The 17,498-nt window shown below is 60.2% G+C and carries 14 protein-coding genes; 8 read left to right on the top strand and 6 right to left on the bottom strand.

Features of this window, described 5'->3' with window-relative positions; genetic code table 11:
* Positions 1-22 precede the first annotated feature (22 nt).
* Complete coding sequence (locus tag BOP93_RS14620; RefSeq protein WP_104503200.1) at positions 23-4,846, top strand: dermonecrotic toxin domain-containing protein; 4,824 nt, start codon at positions 23-25, stop codon at positions 4,844-4,846.
* 72 nt (positions 4,847-4,918) lie between these two features.
* Here the strand turns inward: BOP93_RS14620 and BOP93_RS14625 are convergent, their stop codons facing one another.
* Together BOP93_RS14625 and BOP93_RS14630 are read right to left on the bottom strand one after the other, a co-directional pair.
* The gene (locus tag BOP93_RS14625; protein WP_104503201.1) at positions 4,919-6,853 is read right to left on the bottom strand and encodes an NEL-type E3 ubiquitin ligase domain-containing protein; all 1,935 of its coding nucleotides are present in this window, start codon (positions 6,851-6,853) and stop codon (positions 4,919-4,921) included.
* Positions 6,854-7,032: 179 nt separating this feature from the next.
* Entirely contained in the window at positions 7,033-7,479 is a 447-nt protein-coding gene (locus tag BOP93_RS14630) for a hypothetical protein (protein ID WP_104503202.1), read from the bottom strand.
* A gap of 395 nt (positions 7,480-7,874) precedes the next feature.
* Here BOP93_RS14630 and BOP93_RS14635 point away from each other — a divergent pair, with 395 nt between their 5' ends.
* The 3 genes from BOP93_RS14635 (at position 7,875) to BOP93_RS14645 (ending at position 10,715) form a co-directional block, all read left to right on the top strand.
* Positions 7,875-8,093, top strand: a complete 219-nt coding sequence (locus BOP93_RS14635; protein WP_104503203.1) for a DUF2970 domain-containing protein — start codon at positions 7,875-7,877, stop codon at positions 8,091-8,093.
* A gap of 485 nt (positions 8,094-8,578) precedes the next feature.
* Positions 8,579-10,237 (top strand): nitrite/sulfite reductase, encoded by a 1,659-nt coding sequence (locus BOP93_RS14640; RefSeq protein ID WP_104503204.1) that lies wholly within the window; start codon positions 8,579-8,581, stop codon positions 10,235-10,237.
* The gene (locus tag BOP93_RS14645; protein WP_104503205.1) at positions 10,221-10,715 is read left to right on the top strand and encodes a DUF934 domain-containing protein; all 495 of its coding nucleotides are present in this window, start codon (positions 10,221-10,223) and stop codon (positions 10,713-10,715) included. The genes BOP93_RS14640 and BOP93_RS14645 overlap by 17 nt, the downstream gene beginning before the upstream one ends.
* A 136-nt stretch (positions 10,716-10,851) precedes the next feature.
* Here BOP93_RS14645 and BOP93_RS14650 read toward each other — a convergent pair whose 3' ends face one another.
* On the bottom strand, positions 10,852-11,250 hold the full coding sequence (locus BOP93_RS14650) for a MerR family transcriptional regulator (protein WP_104503206.1): 399 nt from the start codon (positions 11,248-11,250) through the stop codon (positions 10,852-10,854).
* A 71-nt stretch (positions 11,251-11,321) separates the two neighbouring features.
* Here BOP93_RS14650 and BOP93_RS14655 point away from each other — a divergent pair, with 71 nt between their 5' ends.
* Together BOP93_RS14655 and poxB are read left to right on the top strand one after the other, a co-directional pair.
* On the top strand, positions 11,322-12,554 hold the full coding sequence (locus tag BOP93_RS14655) for an NADH:flavin oxidoreductase/NADH oxidase family protein (RefSeq protein WP_104503207.1): 1,233 nt from the start codon (positions 11,322-11,324) through the stop codon (positions 12,552-12,554).
* 78 nt (positions 12,555-12,632) lie between these two features.
* On the top strand, positions 12,633-14,357 hold the full coding sequence (poxB, locus tag BOP93_RS14660) for a ubiquinone-dependent pyruvate dehydrogenase (RefSeq protein ID WP_065885256.1): 1,725 nt from the start codon (positions 12,633-12,635) through the stop codon (positions 14,355-14,357).
* 51 nt (positions 14,358-14,408) lie between these two features.
* Here poxB and BOP93_RS14665 read toward each other — a convergent pair whose 3' ends face one another.
* Complete coding sequence (locus BOP93_RS14665; RefSeq protein WP_065885255.1) at positions 14,409-14,966, bottom strand: NADPH-dependent FMN reductase; 558 nt, start codon at positions 14,964-14,966, stop codon at positions 14,409-14,411.
* A gap of 225 nt (positions 14,967-15,191) precedes the next feature.
* Here BOP93_RS14665 and BOP93_RS14670 point away from each other — a divergent pair, with 225 nt between their 5' ends.
* A complete protein-coding gene (locus BOP93_RS14670; protein WP_104503208.1) occupies positions 15,192-15,428 on the top strand; it encodes a hypothetical protein in 237 nt (78 codons plus the stop codon).
* Positions 15,429-15,477: 49 nt separating this feature from the next.
* On the opposite strand, the gene BOP93_RS14675 is transcribed toward BOP93_RS14670, so the two are convergent.
* Positions 15,478-15,816, bottom strand: a complete 339-nt coding sequence (locus tag BOP93_RS14675; protein ID WP_104505293.1) for a hypothetical protein — start codon at positions 15,814-15,816, stop codon at positions 15,478-15,480.
* 182 nt (positions 15,817-15,998) lie between these two features.
* Here BOP93_RS14675 and BOP93_RS14680 point away from each other — a divergent pair, with 182 nt between their 5' ends.
* Positions 15,999-16,907: a LysR substrate-binding domain-containing protein gene (locus BOP93_RS14680; RefSeq protein ID WP_104503209.1), complete on the top strand. Its 909-nt coding sequence runs from the start codon at positions 15,999-16,001 to the stop codon at positions 16,905-16,907.
* An 8-nt stretch (positions 16,908-16,915) separates the two neighbouring features.
* Here BOP93_RS14680 and BOP93_RS14685 read toward each other — a convergent pair whose 3' ends face one another.
* Entirely contained in the window at positions 16,916-17,497 is a 582-nt protein-coding gene (locus BOP93_RS14685) for a GNAT family N-acetyltransferase (RefSeq protein WP_065885252.1), read from the bottom strand.
* Position 17,498 lies beyond the last annotated feature (1 nt).

Here is a 17,498-nt window from a genome sequence, read left to right on the forward strand (position 1 = left end):
TAACAGGCAAAAGGATTTCATCATGCCCACCCCGAGTTCCCCCACCGCCCTGAGCCAGCTGCCCGCCCAGGCCATTCATGCGCATTTCGCTACGCGCCCAGCCTTGTATTCTGTGGTGTTCAATGCCGTGCGCAGCCGTATTCTGGAGCGCTACCCATCGCTCAAGCTGGATTTGGCTACGGTCAAGCTGGCCAGCCCGCACCCCGAGGGTGTGTACACCTACCGGTCGTTGATGGAAGTTACCATCGCCCACGTGCTCAACCCACAGCTGCTCGACCTGCAGCCAAAACGCGAGCTGGCGTACTACTTGACGCAACAGATCCCCACGATCCTCAAGCCTGATGCCCCGCAACTGATCGACATGCAGGCAATCGCAAGCATCATTGATGAACTGCCCGAATCGATTCACCTGTATTTCCAGGCTGCGCTGGCCGACTACTGGAGCGAAACCGACAGCCATGGCAGCAGCCGCTGGCAGTGGCTGGGCGAGTTTCTCAACGGCCGGATGACGGCGATAGCCGCCAGCCAATCGAGCTTGAACCCGACCCAGCGGGACATGCTCAGGGTCGTCGCCACCTGGCCGGTGCAAGCCGAGCGCCTGCCCCAATCCTCACCCGCCACCTATGTTTATTTGATTGAGAACACATTCACCCACGCCGGCGAACAGGTCAGCCTGCTAACCCCCGACCTGCTGCTGGTGCGCGAAAAGCAGGTGCTGCTGTACAGCGTGGCCGGGGATATCCAGGTGTTTGACGGCCTGGATGAGTTCGGCCAGGCCTGGGGCGCCAGGATGCAGGCGCGCTTCCAGTTCGACAGCCTCACGTGGCGGCGCAACGAACCGGACGGCAATGTGTTCGAGCAACAGGCCGGCCTGATCCTCAATCAGCAACTGGAAGACCTGGCGACGTTGAAGTTTCAGGGCCAGGAGGAAAGAGCCCTTGATCGACGCCTCGACACCCTGACCGATCCAGCGCGGCTGTTTACCCAGGTGCCGACAGCCGCTGCGACGACCTTGCAGAAGGTCAATGAGCAACTGCCGCCATGGCTTGCCCAGGCCAGCGCCGTCGACCGCTTTGCCTACCATCGCCACCTGCAGGCCATGGCGCAGGTGCTGCAACACAACCAAGGCCGCGCGTTCAATGAAGGCATTGAAAACATCCACGATTTCAGCCGCGCCGCCTTGCGCAAGCAGATGCAAGCCGATCATGGCGACTTCGACCCTGACGAAGTGGTGCTGGACTTTGCTGTGGCCGCCGGTTACCCAGGCGGCGCGGGCATTATCGAACATGTGCGCATGTCGCTGACGGAACTGGCGCTGAAGAACCTCGCCGGCAAGCCTAAAGGCACACTCACGCTGTTGTCCAAAAACCCAACGCCTCTTCCAAGCTGGCTCAACGAAGATTACCTGCTGGGCAGTACCGGACTGATCCAGCGCGTCGATATCGGCGCCACCTATCCACAGAAAATCAAAGACACCTTGTTGTCCGACACCGCTGAGGCACGACGACGAGAAACCCTGTTTACCCGCGAACTCAAGGTCAAGTTGCCGATGCAGGCACTGGAATACAAGATCCGCGGGCAGCATGGCGTAACCGTCACCGGTTATCGCTATGTGAAGGCGTTGATGGGCCAGATGCCCTCGGACCGAATCGTCGACGAACAGGAGATTGTTCTGCGCCCGTTGGCTTTGTGCCGCAAACCTGGCGCTGCGCCGGATGAAGTCAACAACGCGTTCATTATCGAGCCGCGTGATACGAGTGTCGGCCCACACCTGCTGTACCAGCCGCTGTATGCCGAAGCCCTGCATGAATACCCGACCCGCCAGGCCTTGCTTGATGCACTGGCAGCACCCGGTGCGCTGCAAGACACGGTGCTGGCGTGGCTCAGCGACAAGGCCCGCCCCATCTATGACCATGGCGGCATCAAGGAACCGCACATCATTCGCTTCCTGCCCGGGGATGAATTCAGCATCCCTGAAAAACCAGCCCCTGCGACGCTCGCCGTCGATGAAGGCGCGGGCGAATGGCTGCAATCGCAAGTCAACGGCCAACTGCTCAATCATCTGTTTGGCAGCACGGCACGGGCACTGGTGGACCTGGCCGACCGCGAGTCGGTGTCCAACCACGAAAGCCGCTGGGCCGTTGTGATGGAAGGCGCGTGGCTGCTGTTCAATACCCTGCTGTTGCCGCTGGTGCGGGGCCCGGCCATGCTGGTCGGCTGGCTCGTGGTGCTGATCAGCAGCCTGGAACAGGACTTGGCAGGCCTGGACAGCAATGACCCAACCACTCGCGAATTGGCGTTGATTGACCTTTTGATCAACACCGCGATGGTGCTGCTGCACGCCGCCGCCCCCAACGACCAGCCCGCAAAGCCATTGTCACAGCCCACTGCGCAGGAGCATGCCCTGCAACTGGAAGCCTGGCGCCGCACGGCAGAACAGCCTCCCGCGCAAGTGGCACCGCAGGTGCACCATGGCGCCGTGGCGTTGCCCGGCGAGCCACCCGCTACCGGCCAAACGGCCCTGGACTTCAGCCGCTCGATTGCCAGCCCGCAGGCCGGCGCCAAGCTGCTCAAGGCGTTACTGGAGGTGCAGGTGCCGTGGCCCGAAACCTTGCCGCCCGCGCAGCTCAGCGGTGCGTTCAAAGGGTTGTACCGCATTGATGGGACCTGGCACGCCAGCGTCGGCGGTCTGTTGTTCCAGGTCAGCGTGGTGCCGGGTTTCAACGAGGTCTACCTGGTGCATCCGCAGCACCCGCAGCGTCCCGGTTTCAGGTTGTTCAGCGATGGCCAAGGGCACTGGCGCCTGGACCGCCATGCCCGGCTGGAAGGTGGCATGCCCAGACAAAGGGTGGCCGAGTTGGTAGACCGTAAGAAACAGCGATTGGAACAACTGATCCCGCAGCTGGAAATTCATACCCGGGAAATGAAACGTGTCGCGGACCAGACCCGACCCTTCAGCGAAGCGGTAAGGGCAGCACGCATCCGGCTGACTGAGCAAAAACAGGCGCTCAGAGAGGATTGGGAAAGGCTTAACAACCCCGAATTATTGCCTGTGTTGCGCCCCCGAATCGCTGAGCGCCATGCGCAAAGACAGCGCTCCACGACCCACGCCATGACCCAGTGGGAGATTGCCGTAGACAACTACCGCACAAACACCCAGGCGTTTATAACCGGGCTGCTGAAAACCGAAGTCATGGCCGGCGAATTGATGGACTTGGACAGGACAGAACCGCAATACAAGACCGCACGAGACAACGCTACGTTAAACATTTACAAATACTGGGTGTTGAACTACGCAGACTTGCATCAAAAAATCTCCCACACGTTGCACACCCAACGCGGCGAAAACTTTAGTGAACTGCTCAGGCGTATCGACACCGAGCTGCCGCGTAACATTACTGACGCCTACGATGAGTACATGGGCGCCGCAGCACAACGACTGGAAACATTGGATCAATTGCTCGAAACAGCAGAAAAGTGCGACGCCATTGTGCAGCGCGCCAGCCCGGCACTGCGTGAAAGCATGCTCAGAGAGGTTCCGGTCAATCAGCCCATCTCCCCTATCGTCATAAAGCAACACATCCTGTTATCCCTGGCTGAGATGCTCATCAACCGCGCGCTTGACGCCGATAAACCCGAAGAGCGCCCCTACCTTGATACCCTCGCAGACCGCCAGATCTATGCCACGGTCAACGCCCATACGGAAATGCGCACCACTGCTGGCTACACCGAGACCGAACAGATCGACGTGCTCAAGGATGTGCTCCAGCACTATGCCCGCCTGGAGAACGCCGTTGTCTCGCTGACCGACATGCGGTGCGCCCTGCTGCGGGAACACTACCGGCAGCCCTTTCTTGATCAACTCAGGCTGGCCCGTACGGAGCTTGAGGCACAACTGGCCAACTTGATCCTGGTTGAACAAAAGCTTGCCCCCCGCCCCGCCCGCGACAAGAGCAAACGCCCAAAACCGGCAACCCGACGCGTCATCAAAACCGTTGATCAAAGAAGCCTGATCGGCGATTTGCGCCCAAGCAAGCCCGATGAGCCGGTCAGTTACGTCGATATCACCGATACGCTGACTGGAGAAGTGGTTAACACTTACCAAAGTCGCGAGGGCGACTGGGCAATCGTCGCGCCCCCGAGTGAGCCGAGAACGGCACCCACTCCGGCGGCACGCTCATTAAAAAGAATCCGAGCGGATGGCCAGGCCCTCAAAAACGAGCGCCCCGGTATCGACGCCAGCATTCGCTTCCAACAGCGCAAACTCCTGGACGCCACCCGACGGGAAGAAATCAACCCCAATGACTGGGAGGTAATGCTGACTCAACATGCGGCCAAATTCACAGCGCTTGCCGAGGAGCTCAAAAACGCAACGGATGAACCCGCCATTGCACTGCGCAATAGCTACGAGCAGGCGGCAACAGAGGCCACTGCACAGGCTTATCAATTGTGCGGCGAAGGCTATCTGCTGCAGCGTCCCAAAGCCGCCAAGGTCGACTTTTTACACACCCATGATTTTGTCAGCATCCACCTGGTGAAAAAACGCGTGCCCTTGAAGGCCGGAGACTTTCTCACCGAATATGCCATACGCGACAAACGTAAAATCCAATCCGGAAAAAGGCCGGAGGATACCGACCTGTGGTACGCGCACTTTCATTACCCATCCGCTGAATCGCCGGCTTCGACGCCTGAGTTCGGCCACCTGAAGACCCCAGCCGAGCGCCTATTTACGCGCAAGGAGCTGATGGAGCAGGCCAAGGCGGATAACCGCGCCGTGATCAATCTGGACAAAGCCGTGATCGGCGCGCCGCTGGATCAGAAACTGTTTCTCGGCCTGGAAGTGTAAGAGAGGCTTTGCTTTGATTACGCCCACGCTGCCAGGGCGTGGGCGTAATCCTATGGGCTACGGCTGTCTGGCTTACTGACGTGTCGAGGGCCCCGGCTGCGGCGACGCAGGCCTGCCCGGTGCCGCCACAACAATGTCCGCCGACAATTCGTGCACCTCCTGGCGGGACAGTTCAAGCCGCAATTTCACCCGGGCGCTTTCTCGGTCAAATTGCAGTTGATTCATCGCCGCCTCGCAGCGCTCTTGACTGTCAGCGCCCTCCTCCCTGTCCGCATACTTGTCCTCGACCGCCTCATGGGCCGCTTCAGCGTCGCGCTGAAGTTGCTGGAACTCATCGGGATAGCGTTCTTCCAGGTACTGGTTCCAGTAGTCATGGCGAATCAGGCGTTCATAGAACGCATCAGACGCTTGCGCCGCCAGCACCTGCTCGCGGGCGCTGGTCAAGACGGCCCCACTGATCGGGGTACCAAACGCCATACGCGAGGGTTGCCCCGGCAGCTCCAGCCCGTCCGGCCAGCCACGGGTCAAACCGAGCCGATACTCCAGGCGTACCTCAGCCTCGTCCCTGCCTGCGGCATTGCGCATGGCAAGGGTATCAACCTGCTCCAAGCGGAATAATTGCCGGGACAGCGCCAGTAAACGCTGGCCCCTGACCTTCAGGGAACGGGTCGGCACGTCACACAGCACACGCTCGACGAGCACCATCACTTCCAACGAGCTGAAGGTGAGAATACGCCCGTCGATACAGGTGCCATGGGTGGCCGAGGCCGCGAACAACGACTCTCGCATCTCGCTACTGCCGACGGCGCTTTCAATCACTTCCCACACCCGCCGGGTAAGATCGACCGGTTGGAACCGGAACTCATCGGTATCGCGCAGGCGTTCGAGCAAATGGAAAAAACGCTCATGCAGCGGTTCCTGGGCCAATTGCTGCCACATCCGCCGCCGAGGTGCGGCCAAGCCTTGAGGTGAGTGAGTCAGCCAGGACGACAGCACCGCCTCTCCCGAATCGCGGCTGGGATCAACAATATCCTCCAGAGGTTCATCGGCGCTTTCGTCGCTGTCACTGCTGGATTGAGCCTCATCGGACGTATGTTCAAACCCTTGAATCCAGCCTTCAATTTCTGACTGATCCCATCCCATCACCGGCCCATTGTGGGTAAGGCCATAAACCCTCATCCGATCAAGACTGTCGAGTGATAGCGTTTCGTTATCGGCCAGATCGGTGCCATTCACCAACGCGTCATGACGGCCATCGAACAAACTGGAGGGTAAATCAACAATGTAATTGCCACATAGGTCCAAGGTTGTCAGGTTGGGCAAGGCCAACGTGCCTCTGGGCCACTGCTCAAGGCGGTTTTTGCCCAGGTCCAGGCGACGCAGGTGTGCGCCAATCGACAATCGATACAAAGGCTCGGGGTCGGCGATGGCATTAGTGTTTAAATCCAGCGCCTCAAGCTGGGTCATGCGCCCCACTGCCTCGGGCACCACCGACAGCTCATTACCACTCAAAATCAGCTTGCGCACCCCGGGGAAGCTATTGAGAAAGCCTTCGGCCCCCGATGCCGAGAACCCCACTGCGGTTAAATTCAGCGTGTGAACATGGCTGAACTGCACCGTCAGTTCAGGCAGGTTGTCGACGCGCAAGCCGTGCAGACTCAGCTCATAGCCGGCGTTGGCCGACACGCCGGCCTGCCAGCATTCGATGATCTTCAGTGCCACAGACTGGCGCTCCTCAGCCAGAGGGCTTACGTCCGGGCCAGTTAATTCACGGGTGTACAGCCAGCCGTTGAGCTGGCGAGTCAGACCGACGTATTCCTGATGCCAGGTGGTCAACAGCGTGTCTATTTGTGGATCGCTCATCCCACCGTTACGCAATTGTTCGAACCACAGCAACGCATTTTCCTCGGTCACCAACGGCGACAGTTGCTGCAAGCGCTTGACAAAGCCCGCGGCACCTTCGGCTACGGCGATCTGCTGGGGCATTGGCAACAGATGGCGCCTCATCGTCAGACCACTTTCCTGCGGGGGGGAAGACGGCCGGCACACGCTGTTGTTCAAACCGAGCCAATGCCCCAGAGGGCAAGCCCTGTGTAACCTCAACGCGCTGACGCGCCGAATCCAGCGCGGCCTGGCTCGCTGCGTTGAGGCGGTTCCCCGTCAAGTTGGTCTTCATCAATGCGGCATCATCGGCCAGCACCGTCAGCGGTAACGTCACCAATTGATTGTCTCGCAGGTCCAGCCATTGCAGATCCGGCAGCCACGCCGTGCACCTGCGACAGGGCGTCCATTACAAATGCCGGCACCTGCAACTCAAACACCGATGCATCGCCCGCTATGCCATAACGCTCACCCACCGCTCGCCACCAACGGGCTTCAAGTTCGCTGATCACTTGTTCATTGGGTCCTGCCCGCCATTGGGTGGAACGAGACCAATACCCGCTCACTGGATCCTCAGGTGCAGCGTAAAACGGCGCAAAGACATCGGCGTATTGGTCGCTGATCTGCTCAATAACCGCAAACCGCGCTTCGGGAGTTTGCGCGCTCTTGAGTATTTCGTGATGCAGGGAGTTGGCCAGGTTGTATTCCACTTTCAGCGACCGCAATTGACCTTTAGCGTACTCGCTGACCATCTGGTGCAGGTCAACCAGGTGTCCAACCGGACCTGGGCGATCGCGCAGGCTTTAACGCTCGCGTCGAGGGCCCGGCGCTGTGCAGTCGAAAGCGTTTCATAGGTCGACGGCAAGGGCGTTGTGCTGTGTTTAAGCGCCGACCTGCGGGCAGGCGTCGCGTCGACCAGCCACTGGGGTACGGCCTTTTCGAGAAAATCCCATGGATACTCTGCGTGGCCGCCGGTCGCGTATCAGCACTGGCTTGGGTGGGTAATTCAGACATGGTGTCACTCCGTTGAATGGAAGTGACAGGACATCACCGCTCAACCCTTGGGCGGTGGTGAATAACTAGTGAGGGCAGCCCTCACCGGCAGATTGGCTATGCTCTTGAGGACAGCCATGCGCACGAGGGTTTTATGAACGATCCAGCCAACAATAAGCCGCCGACCTTCTGGCAGATGCTCCACAGCGTCATTGCGGCGGCCTTTGGTGTACAAAGCGGCAAGAACCGCGCCCGCGATTTCACCCACGGCAAGCCCAGCCACTTTGTCATCCTGGGCGTGCTCTTCACGGCGGTATTTGCCTTGACCTTGTTCGGCATCGTCAAGCTGGTACTGCACCTGGCCGGGGTCTAACGCAACAGCAGTTGCAGGCTCAACGGGTAACCACACACACGCAGTCAGACCCTTCAACAGGGTTGCTCGAGCCTGGAATAATGATCGCCAGGAGAGTGGCAATGCGACAGCCAATCGAGGCCCAATCAACGCTCTTTGTTACTGGTGGCTGACCCAGAACACGGCCGTCCCGACCACCAGGATGATCAGGAACAGAATGGCCCAGGCATCCACGGTACTGTCAGGTTTACGGGTTTTGGTGGAATTGCTCATTGCATCGCCTCTTGTCGGTTTTATAGGTGACAGCACTAAGACTCGATCACAGTAAAGATCATGATTGCCCGCATGACAAATGTGGGTATGGCGATAACGGTTCTCATTAGTCAGTTTGGTTATTTACATATACCCAAACATCACTTTTGCGCATATACGCAAACTGGTATCGTGCGCCGGCTCCGTTGGGAGTGCGCGGCCGTGCGCGCAGATTTGCCGAGAACAGGACCTATATGTACGTATACGACGAATACGATCAGCGCATCATCGAGGACCGCGTCAAGCAGTTCCGTGATCAGACCCGACGCTACTTAGCAGGTGAACTGAGCGAAGAAGAGTTCCGCCCTCTGCGCCTGCAAAATGGCCTTTATGTTCAGCGCTTTGCGCCGATGCTGCGGGTGGCCGTGCCTTATGGCCAGCTGACCTCGCGCCAGACGCGAATGATGGCCAAGATCGCCCGCGACTTCGACAAAGGCTATGCCCACATCAGTACCCGCCAGAACGTGCAGTTCAACTGGCCGGCCCTGGAAGATGTGCCGGACATCCTGGCTGAACTGGCCACCGTGCAGATGCACGCCATTCAGACCAGCGGTAACTGCCTGCGCAACGTGACCACCGACCAGTTTGCCGGCGTCGCCGCCGACGAGTTGATCGACCCTCGGCCGTGGTGCGAAATCGTCCGCCAGTGGACCACCTTCCACCCGGAATTCGCTTACCTGCCGCGCAAGTTCAAGATCGCCATCAATGGCTCGACCTCGGACCGCGCCGCCATCGAAGTGCACGATATCGGCCTTGAGCCGGTGCACAACGCTGCCGGCGAGCTGGGTTTCCGCGTGCTGGTCGGCGGTGGTCTGGGCCGTACGCCGGTGGTCGGTGCGTTCATCAACGAGTTCCTGCCGTGGCAGGACCTGTTGAGCTACCTCGATGCCATCCTGCGGGTCTACAACCGCTATGGTCGTCGTGACAACAAATACAAGGCCCGGATCAAGATCCTGGTCAAGGCGCTGACCCCTGAGGTATTCGCCCAGAAGGTCGACGCCGAGATGGAACACCTGCGCGGCGGCCAGACCACCCTGACCGAAGCCGAAGTGCATCGCGTCGCCAAGCACTTCGTCGACCCTGAGTACAAGGCTTTGGCCAACCAGGACGCCGAGCTGGCCGCACTCGACCAACAGCATCCGGGCTTTGCCCGCTGGCGTGCGCGCAACACCCTGGCGCACAAGAAGCCGGGCTATGTAGCGGTGACCCTGTCGCTCAAGCCTACCGGTGTAGCCCCTGGCGATATCACCGACAAGCAGCTCGATGCCGTCGCCGACCTGGCCGAACGCTACAGCTTCGGCCAACTGCGCACGTCCCACGAGCAGAACATCATTCTTGCGGACGTCGAGCAGAGCCAGCTGTTCACCCTGTGGGGCGAGCTGCGCGAAGGCGGTTTTGCCACACCGAACATCGGCCTGTTGACCGATATCATCTGCTGCCCGGGCGGCGATTTCTGCTCCCTGGCCAACGCCAAGTCGATCCCGATAGCCGAGTCGATCCAGCGCCGTTTCGACGACCTGGACTACCTGTTCGACATCGGCGAGCTGGACCTGAACATTTCCGGTTGCATGAACGCCTGTGGTCACCACCACGTCGGCCACATCGGCATCCTGGGCGTGGACAAGAAAGGCGAAGAATTCTACCAAGTGTCCCTGGGTGGCAGCGCCAGCCGCGATGCGAGCCTGGGCAAGATCCTCGGCCCATCCTTCGCCCAGGAAGCCATGCCGGAGGTGATCGGCAAGCTGATCGACGTGTACATCGAACAGCGCACCGAAGATGAGCGTTTCATCGACACCTACCAACGCATCGGCATCGACCTGTTCAAGGAGCGCGTCTATGCAGCGAATCATTAAGAACAACGCCGTCGTCGACGAAACCTGGCACCTGCTGCCCAAGGACGCGAGCTTCGACGGTATCTCCAACTGCGACGACCTGATCGTGCCGCTGGCCCTGTGGCGCGAACACGGCCACGCCCTCAAGGCCCGCGACGGCGGCCTGGGCGTGTGGCTGGACGCCGATGAAGAAGCCGAAGAGATCGGTGAAGATGTCGAGCATTTCCAGGTCATCGCCCTGAACTTCCCGGCCTTCACCGACGGGCGCAACTACTCCAACGCACGCCTGTTGCGTGAACGTTATGGGTACAAAGGCGAATTACGCGCGATTGGCGATGTGCTGCGCGACCAGCTGTTCTACCTGCGCCGCTGCGGGTTCGATGCCTTCGCCTTGCGCGCCGACAAAGACCCGTACGAAGCGCTGGAAAGCCTCAAGGACTTTTCGGTGACGTACCAGGCCGCTACCGATGAACCGCTGCCACTGTTCCGCCGCCGCTGAGTAAAAATGTGGGAGGGGGCTTGCCCCCGATGACGGAGTGTCAGTCAACATCAATATGACTGGCCCGCCGCAATCGGGGGCAAGCCCCCTCCCACATTTGGATCTGCTTGTTCTGCAAATCAGCGCATTTTCACGGTTAGGTTTTAATCGACGCCAGCACCTGCTTCTGCCCCATGGAGCAAGGCACGCCTTCGGGCTGCGCTCGTACCGCCTCGATCACGCCCAATAATTGCGCCTTGTTGTGAGCCAACTGCGCCTGCATCACCTCGATCTGCGCCACCTTGCGCTCCAATGCCTCGATCAACTCATCACGCTTGTGCTCCCCCGGCGCGGGCATCAACGCCTTGAGTTCCTGCAAGGTAAAGCCGGCCTGCTGCGCGCTCTGGATCAATTGCAGCGTCTGCAGCGCCTCAGGGGCATAGCGCCGATAACCATTGGCCTGGCGCCCGACCTGACTGATCAACCCCTCGGCCTCATAAAAACGGATGCGCGACGCCGCCAACCCGCTCTGTTTTGCCAGTTCACCAATATTCATCGAACCGTCCGCTTGACATTAAAGTTAACTTTAAGCTTAGCCTGAGGCCTCCCCCGCTCAGGAGTCAACGCATGTCACCTTTTGAAGCCTTGCAACTGCCCAACGGCCAGGTTATTTCCAACCGCATCGCCAAGGCGGCGATGGAAGAAAACATGGCTGATCTGAATCAGGCACCCTCCCGCGAACTGAAGCAGTTGTACAAGGCCTGGGCCGAGGGTGAACCCGGCCTGCTGCTCACCGGCAACGTCATGATCGAACGCCGCGCCATGACCGGCCCCGGTGGCGTTGCGCTGGAAAACGAGCAACACCTGGAGAGCTTTCGCGAATGGGCCGATGTGGCGCGGGCCAAGGGCGTGCACTTCTGGGTGCAGCTCAGCCATCCGGGGCGCCAGACCATGGCCAATCTGGGCCAACAGGCACTGGCGCCGTCTGCCATCGCGCTGGACCTGGGCAGCTTTTCCAGAATGTTCGCCAAGCCCAGGGCCATGACCGAAGACGACATCCAGGACGTGATCCAACGCTTCGCCACCAGCGCCCGCCTGGCCGAGAAAGCCGGGTTCACCGGGGTGCAGATCCACGGTGCCCACGGTTACCTGCTGAGTCAGTTTCTCTCACCCTTGAGCAACCATCGCACCGACCGCTGGGGCGGCTCACTGGAAAACCGCGCGCGCCTGCTGCTCGAGGTGATCCATGCCGTGCGCGCCAGCGTCAGCCCGTCCTTTTGCGTGGCGGTAAAGCTCAACTCCGCCGACTTCCAGCGCGGCGGGTTCGATGCCGCCGACGCACGTGCCGTGGTCGAACTGCTCAACCCACTGCCGATTGACTTGCTGGAATTGTCCGGCGGCAGCTACGAAGCGCCGGCCATGCAAGGCGAGGCACGGGACGGCCGCACCCTGGCCCGTGAGGCGTACTTCCTGGAGTTCGCCAAGGAACTGGTCACGATCGCCAGGATGCCGTTGATGGTCACCGGCGGTATTCGCCGCCTGCCCGTCGTGCAACAAGTGCTCGACAGCGGCATTGCCATGGCCGGCATCGCCACCGCCCTGACCCTGGAGCCGCAACTGATCAAACACTGGCGCGAGGGCCGCGACCTCAACCCACAGCTCAAACCCATCGACTGGAAACGCAAACCCCTGGCCGCCCTCGCCACCCTCGCCCTGGTGCGCGACCAGATGCGCCGCCTGAGCCGCGGGCGCCTGCCCAACGCCAAGGCCGCTCCGTGGCTGGCGCTGGTGTGTGACCAGTGGTTTACCGCGCGGCGTACGCGGCAGTACCGCGCAAGCATGACGCAATCTTCACATTAAACGTGGAGCATTCGCCGTGATTGAACTGTCCCCTACTGATCAGCAGTTTTTCAACCTCACTGACGATTGGAGTGCTTCATGGCGAAAATCAACCTGGCCCAGCAGTTGGCGACCACCCTTGAACAGGCGGGCATCAAGCGCATCTGGGGCCTGACCGGCGATAGCCTCAATGGGCTCACCGACGCCCTGCGCAGCATGGACAGCATCGAATGGATGCATGTGCGCCACGAAGAAGTGGCCGCGTTCGCCGCCGGCGCCGAGGCCGCCGCCACCGGTGAGCTGACCGTGTGTGCCGGCAGTTGCGGGCCGGGCAACCTGCATTTGATCAACGGTCTGTTCGACTGCCATCGCAACCATGTGCCGGTACTGGCGATTGCTGCGCAGATTCCGTCCTCGGAGATCGGCCTGAATTATTTTCAGGAAACCCATCCCCAGGAACTGTTCAAGGAATGCAGCCATTTTATCGAGCTGGTGAGCAACCCCGAGCAGATGCCCCAGGTGCTGCATCGCGCCATGCGTTCGGCGATCCTCAACCGGGGCGTGGCGGTGGTGGTGATTCCGGGAGACGTGTCGCTGCTGGAGGTAGACGACAAGCTCAAGCCGTGGCCGGCGCTGCATGCACCGCGCACATTGCCGGCCGAGGCCGACTTGCAGCGCTTGAGCGATATGCTCCAGAGCAGCGAGAAAGTCACACTGCTGTGCGGCAGCGGTTGCGCCGGTGCCCATGACCAGGTGGTGGCGTTGGCCGACGCCCTCGGCGCGCCGGTGGTGCATGCGCTTCGCGGCAAGGAGCATGTGGAATGGGATAACCCGTTCGATGTGGGCATGACCGGCCTGATCGGTTTCAGCTCCGGCTACCACGCGATGCTCGACTGCGACACGCTGATCATGCTCGGCACCGACTTCCCTTACCGTCAGTTCTATCCGACCGACGCCAGAATTATCCAGGTTGACCGTGACCCCCAGGCCCTGGGTCGACGCGCGACCCTGGACCTGGGCATCGCCGCCGATGTCAGTGAAACCATCGGCGCGCTGTTGCCGCGCCTGACCCGCAAGACCGATCGCAGCTTCCTCGAAACCTCCCTCAAGCATTACGAGAAAGCGCGCCAGGGCCTGGATGACTTGGCGCAACCGTCCAAGGCTGATCGACCGATCCACCCTCAATACGTAGCACGCCTGCTCAGCGAGCTGGCCGATGATGATGCGATTTTCACCGCCGATGTCGGTTCACCGACCGTATGGGCCGCGCGCTACCTGAAGATGAACGGCAAGCGCCGCCTGATCGGCTCGTTCAACCACGGTTCCATGGCCAACGCCATGCCCCAGGCCATCGGGGCGCAGGCGGCGTTCCCGGGTCGGCAGGTCATCTCGATGTCGGGTGACGGCGGTTTCACCATGTTGATGGGGGACTTCATTTCGCTGGCGCAATTGAACCTGCCCGTCAAAGTGATCGTGTTCAATAACGCATCACTGGGTTTCGTCGCCATGGAGATGAAGGCCGCAGGCTACCTGGACACGGGCACCGAGCTGAAAAACCCGGATTTCGCGGCCATGTCCAATGCCATGGGAATCCTGGGGATTCGCGTGGAACAATCCGAAGACCTGGAGCCGGCCCTGCGCCAAGCGCTGGCCCACAACGGCCCGGTGCTGGTGGATGTGGTGACGGCCACCCAGGAGTTGGTGATGCCGCCGACGATCAAACTCGAACAGGCCAAGGGGTTCAGCCTGTATATGCTCAAGGCGGTAATGAGCGGGCGTGGTGATGAAGTGATCGAGCTGGCGCGCACCAACTGGCTGCGCTGATCCAACGGCGGGAGGGGCAAACCCCTCCCGCACCCGGACTCATGGTCCGATTCAGCCCTGTTGTTTTTCGACCCATTTGCCGAAGGCATCGATAAACGCCTGCAGGAACGGCCGGGTCTTTTCCGACAGCTTGCCGGCCTCATCGAACACGCTGCCCGCTCCGCCCAGGTAGGCTTCAGGCTGTTGCATGCACCACACATCAAGAAACACCAGGGACTGGCGCAGGTGATGGTTGGCACCAAAGCCACCAATGGCGCCTGGCGATACGCTGATGATCGCACCGGGCTTGCCGCTCCAGGCACTCTGCCCATAGGGGCGGGACCCGACATCGATGGCATTCTTCAACGGCGCCGGCACGGAACGGTTGTATTCGGGCGTCACGAACAACACCGCGTCGGATGAACTCACCTGTTGACGGAAAGTGCTGTAGGCTTGCGGCGCGCCTGGCCCGTCTATGTCCTCGTTGTAGAGCGGCAAATCGCCAATTTCAACAATGTTCAGCTTCAGGTTGGCAGGCGCCAACTCGGCCAGTGCCAAGGCGACTTTGCGGTTGATCGAGTCTTTTCTCAAGCTGCCGACCAGGACGGCAATCGTGTAGACCTTGCTCATTGAGGTTTCCCGACGTTTGACTAAGGAGCCTGTAGTTATAGAGATTTCACCGCGCGTGCACCAGCGGGTTTTGAGAATGCCGCAAAAGTTGCCGTGCAACCCAACGCGTGGGAAACGTCTGAAATTTTAAACGAATAGTATTTTTTTCTTATAGGTAAACTACCCCGCTCCCTGACGGTCTACAGAACCGCAAATCGAGTGTTTATCTCCAGAGGTTCTAAACAGATGGCAGCAGTACTAGTCGGACAGTTTCATGCCAGAGACGCGGAAGGCCGCGTATATTCGGTGCATGAGTTCCAGGAATCCGAACCGGCGCAAGGCGACCTGGCGGGCTCGGCGCCTGCCATCACCTACAAGCTGGCCATTGGCGACCGGGTGGAAAAGCTCGAGGGTGATGAGTTCAGATTGATTCAATCGGGCACAGTCCTCGTACGCGAATCAAAGACCACCCTCGCCTCATAAGATTTAGCCTTAAACACCTGCCCAGTCCTGGCGACTGGGCAGGGGACGCTCACGGGCTGCGGATTTGCGTCAATTCAATGCCCTGCTCGCCTCGCTTGAGCATCACCACCACCTGCCCTCTCTCCCCCTCAACTGCATACATCGAACGCGTGTAGCCCGACTGGTCGTAAGCGGGATAGGCCTCCACCTGCCTGATCAACGTGATACCGAGCACCGCGCCCACCTGTTCGCCAACCTGTTCCTGGGAGCGGATAAACGCTTCAAGTTCGGGGTTTTCCGGCGCGTGTTCAGTGTGATTATTCAAGAAGTAAGCCGCCATGCATCCTACGGTCACCAGCACCAGGAGTTGCTTGGCCGTTACCCCGAAGAGCATCGAGGATAGAGGCATTTGAGACCAGACCTGTTTTTGTTGTAAGTACCGGGTAACCGGCATTGGTCGTTACTGATCAGACACAGCATTCTAGTAGGATCGTGGTGCAAAGCCATAGGCCAGGGCGACGCGCGCAGTCTTTTTTGCGCACAAAGACCTGCGCCATTGAATCCCCGACGCGCTGCACATAGACTCCGGCCATGCGTTTACGTCATATCGAAGTGATTCAGGCCATCTTGCAGACCGGACACCCAGGCCTGGCCGCCGAGTGGCTGCAACTCTCCGTGGGCGAGGTGGACGCCACCCTCAGGGATGCCGAGCTGCAACTGGGCTTCATGCTGTTTGCCAGTGTGCGCGGGCGCCTGCAAGCCACCCGTGAAACCCTGGAGCTGCAGGCGCACATTGCGCCCCTGTACGAAGCGCTGGAGCCGATACAGCGCCTGGCCAGCCGCTTGAAGCACCATCACGCGCCAACCTTGCGTGTGCTGTGCACCCCGCCGCTGGCTAACCAGCTGTTGCCCCACAGCATCGCCCTGCTGCGCCGACGTTTCCAGGACACGCCGTGCAACCTGTCAAGCCAACCGACCCGGGAGATCGTCCGCAGTTTGTTGCTGCATGAAACCGAAGTGGGTCTGAGTCTGCGTGATCCGGAACACCCGCACATTCAAAGCAGCGTGCTGGCCCAAGGCAAACTGCAATTGCTCGCGCCCCATGGCTGGCTCAAACCCAGGCAGAAGTACATCGCACTGCAGGACCTGGCGGGACAGTCGATGATTGGCCTGGAAGGCCAGGACCCGCTGAGCCGCCTGCTGGACGCCAAGCTGCAAGCCTTGCGCCCGCTGCCGGTGGTGCAGACGCGGGTGCAGACGTACCAGATGATGCGCAGCATGGTCGAAGCCGGCGAAGGCCTCGCGGTTGTCGACCCGTTCACGGCCTGCGGTGCACGGGACGCGGGACTGGATGTATGCCCGATCTCACCACCGATCAGTGTCAAGCTGTATGCCCTGACCCTGCATGACGGGGCCGCGTCACCGGCCCTGAGCGCGCTGCTGGAGATCGTGACCCAGAAGGCCGAAAACCTGCTGTCCAACGACATGAAACTCGTATAGACGCGGCCTCAGATGGAGCTGACTTCAGTCTTGAACAGCCGATACCAGAAAATCGCCACTTCACGGGTTTGCGGGTCGATGCCGCGATAGCGCAGTTGATCGATGCCCCCCATGACATACCCGCTACGCTCATACAGGCGACAGGCACCGAGGTTGTTGTTCTGGGTTTCAAGCATCATGCCCGGCAGGTTTTTCTTGCGTGCCCAGAACTGCGCCACATCCAACAGCGCCTTGGCGACACCGTGACGCCGTGCAGGCAGCGCCACCGCCAGCTCGTCAACGTGGGCAAAGCCGTTCCAGTTGGTACTGACCACGACGTGTCCGACGGCACGATCATCCAGATAGGCCATGAAGATCGCGCTGTCGGGCGCGTTGCGAAAGCTGGCGAATTCTTCCGGGTCGATGCCATAGCACTTGCGATAGGGCAGGATGCGCTCCAGCGGCCACTGATCGACACGCTTGTCCATCTGCGGCACGCCATAGGCACTGACCTCGAAACTGAAGTCATTGCCCCACACATAAGCGTCGAAGCCTTCATCGGCGACTCGCACACTGAGCCCTGGATACTTCGGGTTCATGACAGCTTGCATA

This window comes from Pseudomonas orientalis, assembly GCF_002934065.1.
GTDB classification, from domain to species: Bacteria; Pseudomonadota; Gammaproteobacteria; order Pseudomonadales; family Pseudomonadaceae; genus Aquipseudomonas; species Aquipseudomonas orientalis_A.

Excerpts from the sequence above, each read along its gene's own strand:
- BOP93_RS14675 (WP_104505293.1), bottom strand. The coding sequence starts at position 15,816 with ATGCCTCTATCCTCGATGCTCTTCGGGGTAACGGCCAAGCAACTCCTG.
- BOP93_RS14640 (WP_104503204.1), top strand. The coding sequence starts at position 8,579 with ATGTACGTATACGACGAATACGATCAGCGCATCATCGAGGACCGCGTC.
- BOP93_RS14625 (WP_104503201.1), bottom strand. The coding sequence starts at position 6,853 with ATGAGGCGCCATCTGTTGCCAATGCCCCAGCAGATCGCCGTAGCCGAA.
- BOP93_RS14655 (WP_104503207.1), top strand. The coding sequence starts at position 11,322 with ATGTCACCTTTTGAAGCCTTGCAACTGCCCAACGGCCAGGTTATTTCC.
- BOP93_RS14650 (WP_104503206.1), bottom strand. The coding sequence starts at position 11,250 with ATGAATATTGGTGAACTGGCAAAACAGAGCGGGTTGGCGGCGTCGCGC.
- BOP93_RS14670 (WP_104503208.1), top strand. The coding sequence starts at position 15,192 with ATGGCAGCAGTACTAGTCGGACAGTTTCATGCCAGAGACGCGGAAGGC.
- BOP93_RS14635 (WP_104503203.1), top strand. The coding sequence starts at position 7,875 with ATGAACGATCCAGCCAACAATAAGCCGCCGACCTTCTGGCAGATGCTC.
- poxB (WP_065885256.1), top strand. The coding sequence starts at position 12,633 with ATGGCGAAAATCAACCTGGCCCAGCAGTTGGCGACCACCCTTGAACAG.
- BOP93_RS14630 (WP_104503202.1), bottom strand. The coding sequence starts at position 7,479 with ATGGTCAGCGAGTACGCTAAAGGTCAATTGCGGTCGCTGAAAGTGGAA.
- BOP93_RS14645 (WP_104503205.1), top strand. The coding sequence starts at position 10,221 with ATGCAGCGAATCATTAAGAACAACGCCGTCGTCGACGAAACCTGGCAC.
- BOP93_RS14685 (WP_065885252.1), bottom strand. The coding sequence starts at position 17,497 with ATGCAAGCTGTCATGAACCCGAAGTATCCAGGGCTCAGTGTGCGAGTC.
- BOP93_RS14620 (WP_104503200.1), top strand. The coding sequence starts at position 23 with ATGCCCACCCCGAGTTCCCCCACCGCCCTGAGCCAGCTGCCCGCCCAG.
- BOP93_RS14680 (WP_104503209.1), top strand. The coding sequence starts at position 15,999 with ATGCGTTTACGTCATATCGAAGTGATTCAGGCCATCTTGCAGACCGGA.
- BOP93_RS14665 (WP_065885255.1), bottom strand. The coding sequence starts at position 14,966 with ATGAGCAAGGTCTACACGATTGCCGTCCTGGTCGGCAGCTTGAGAAAA.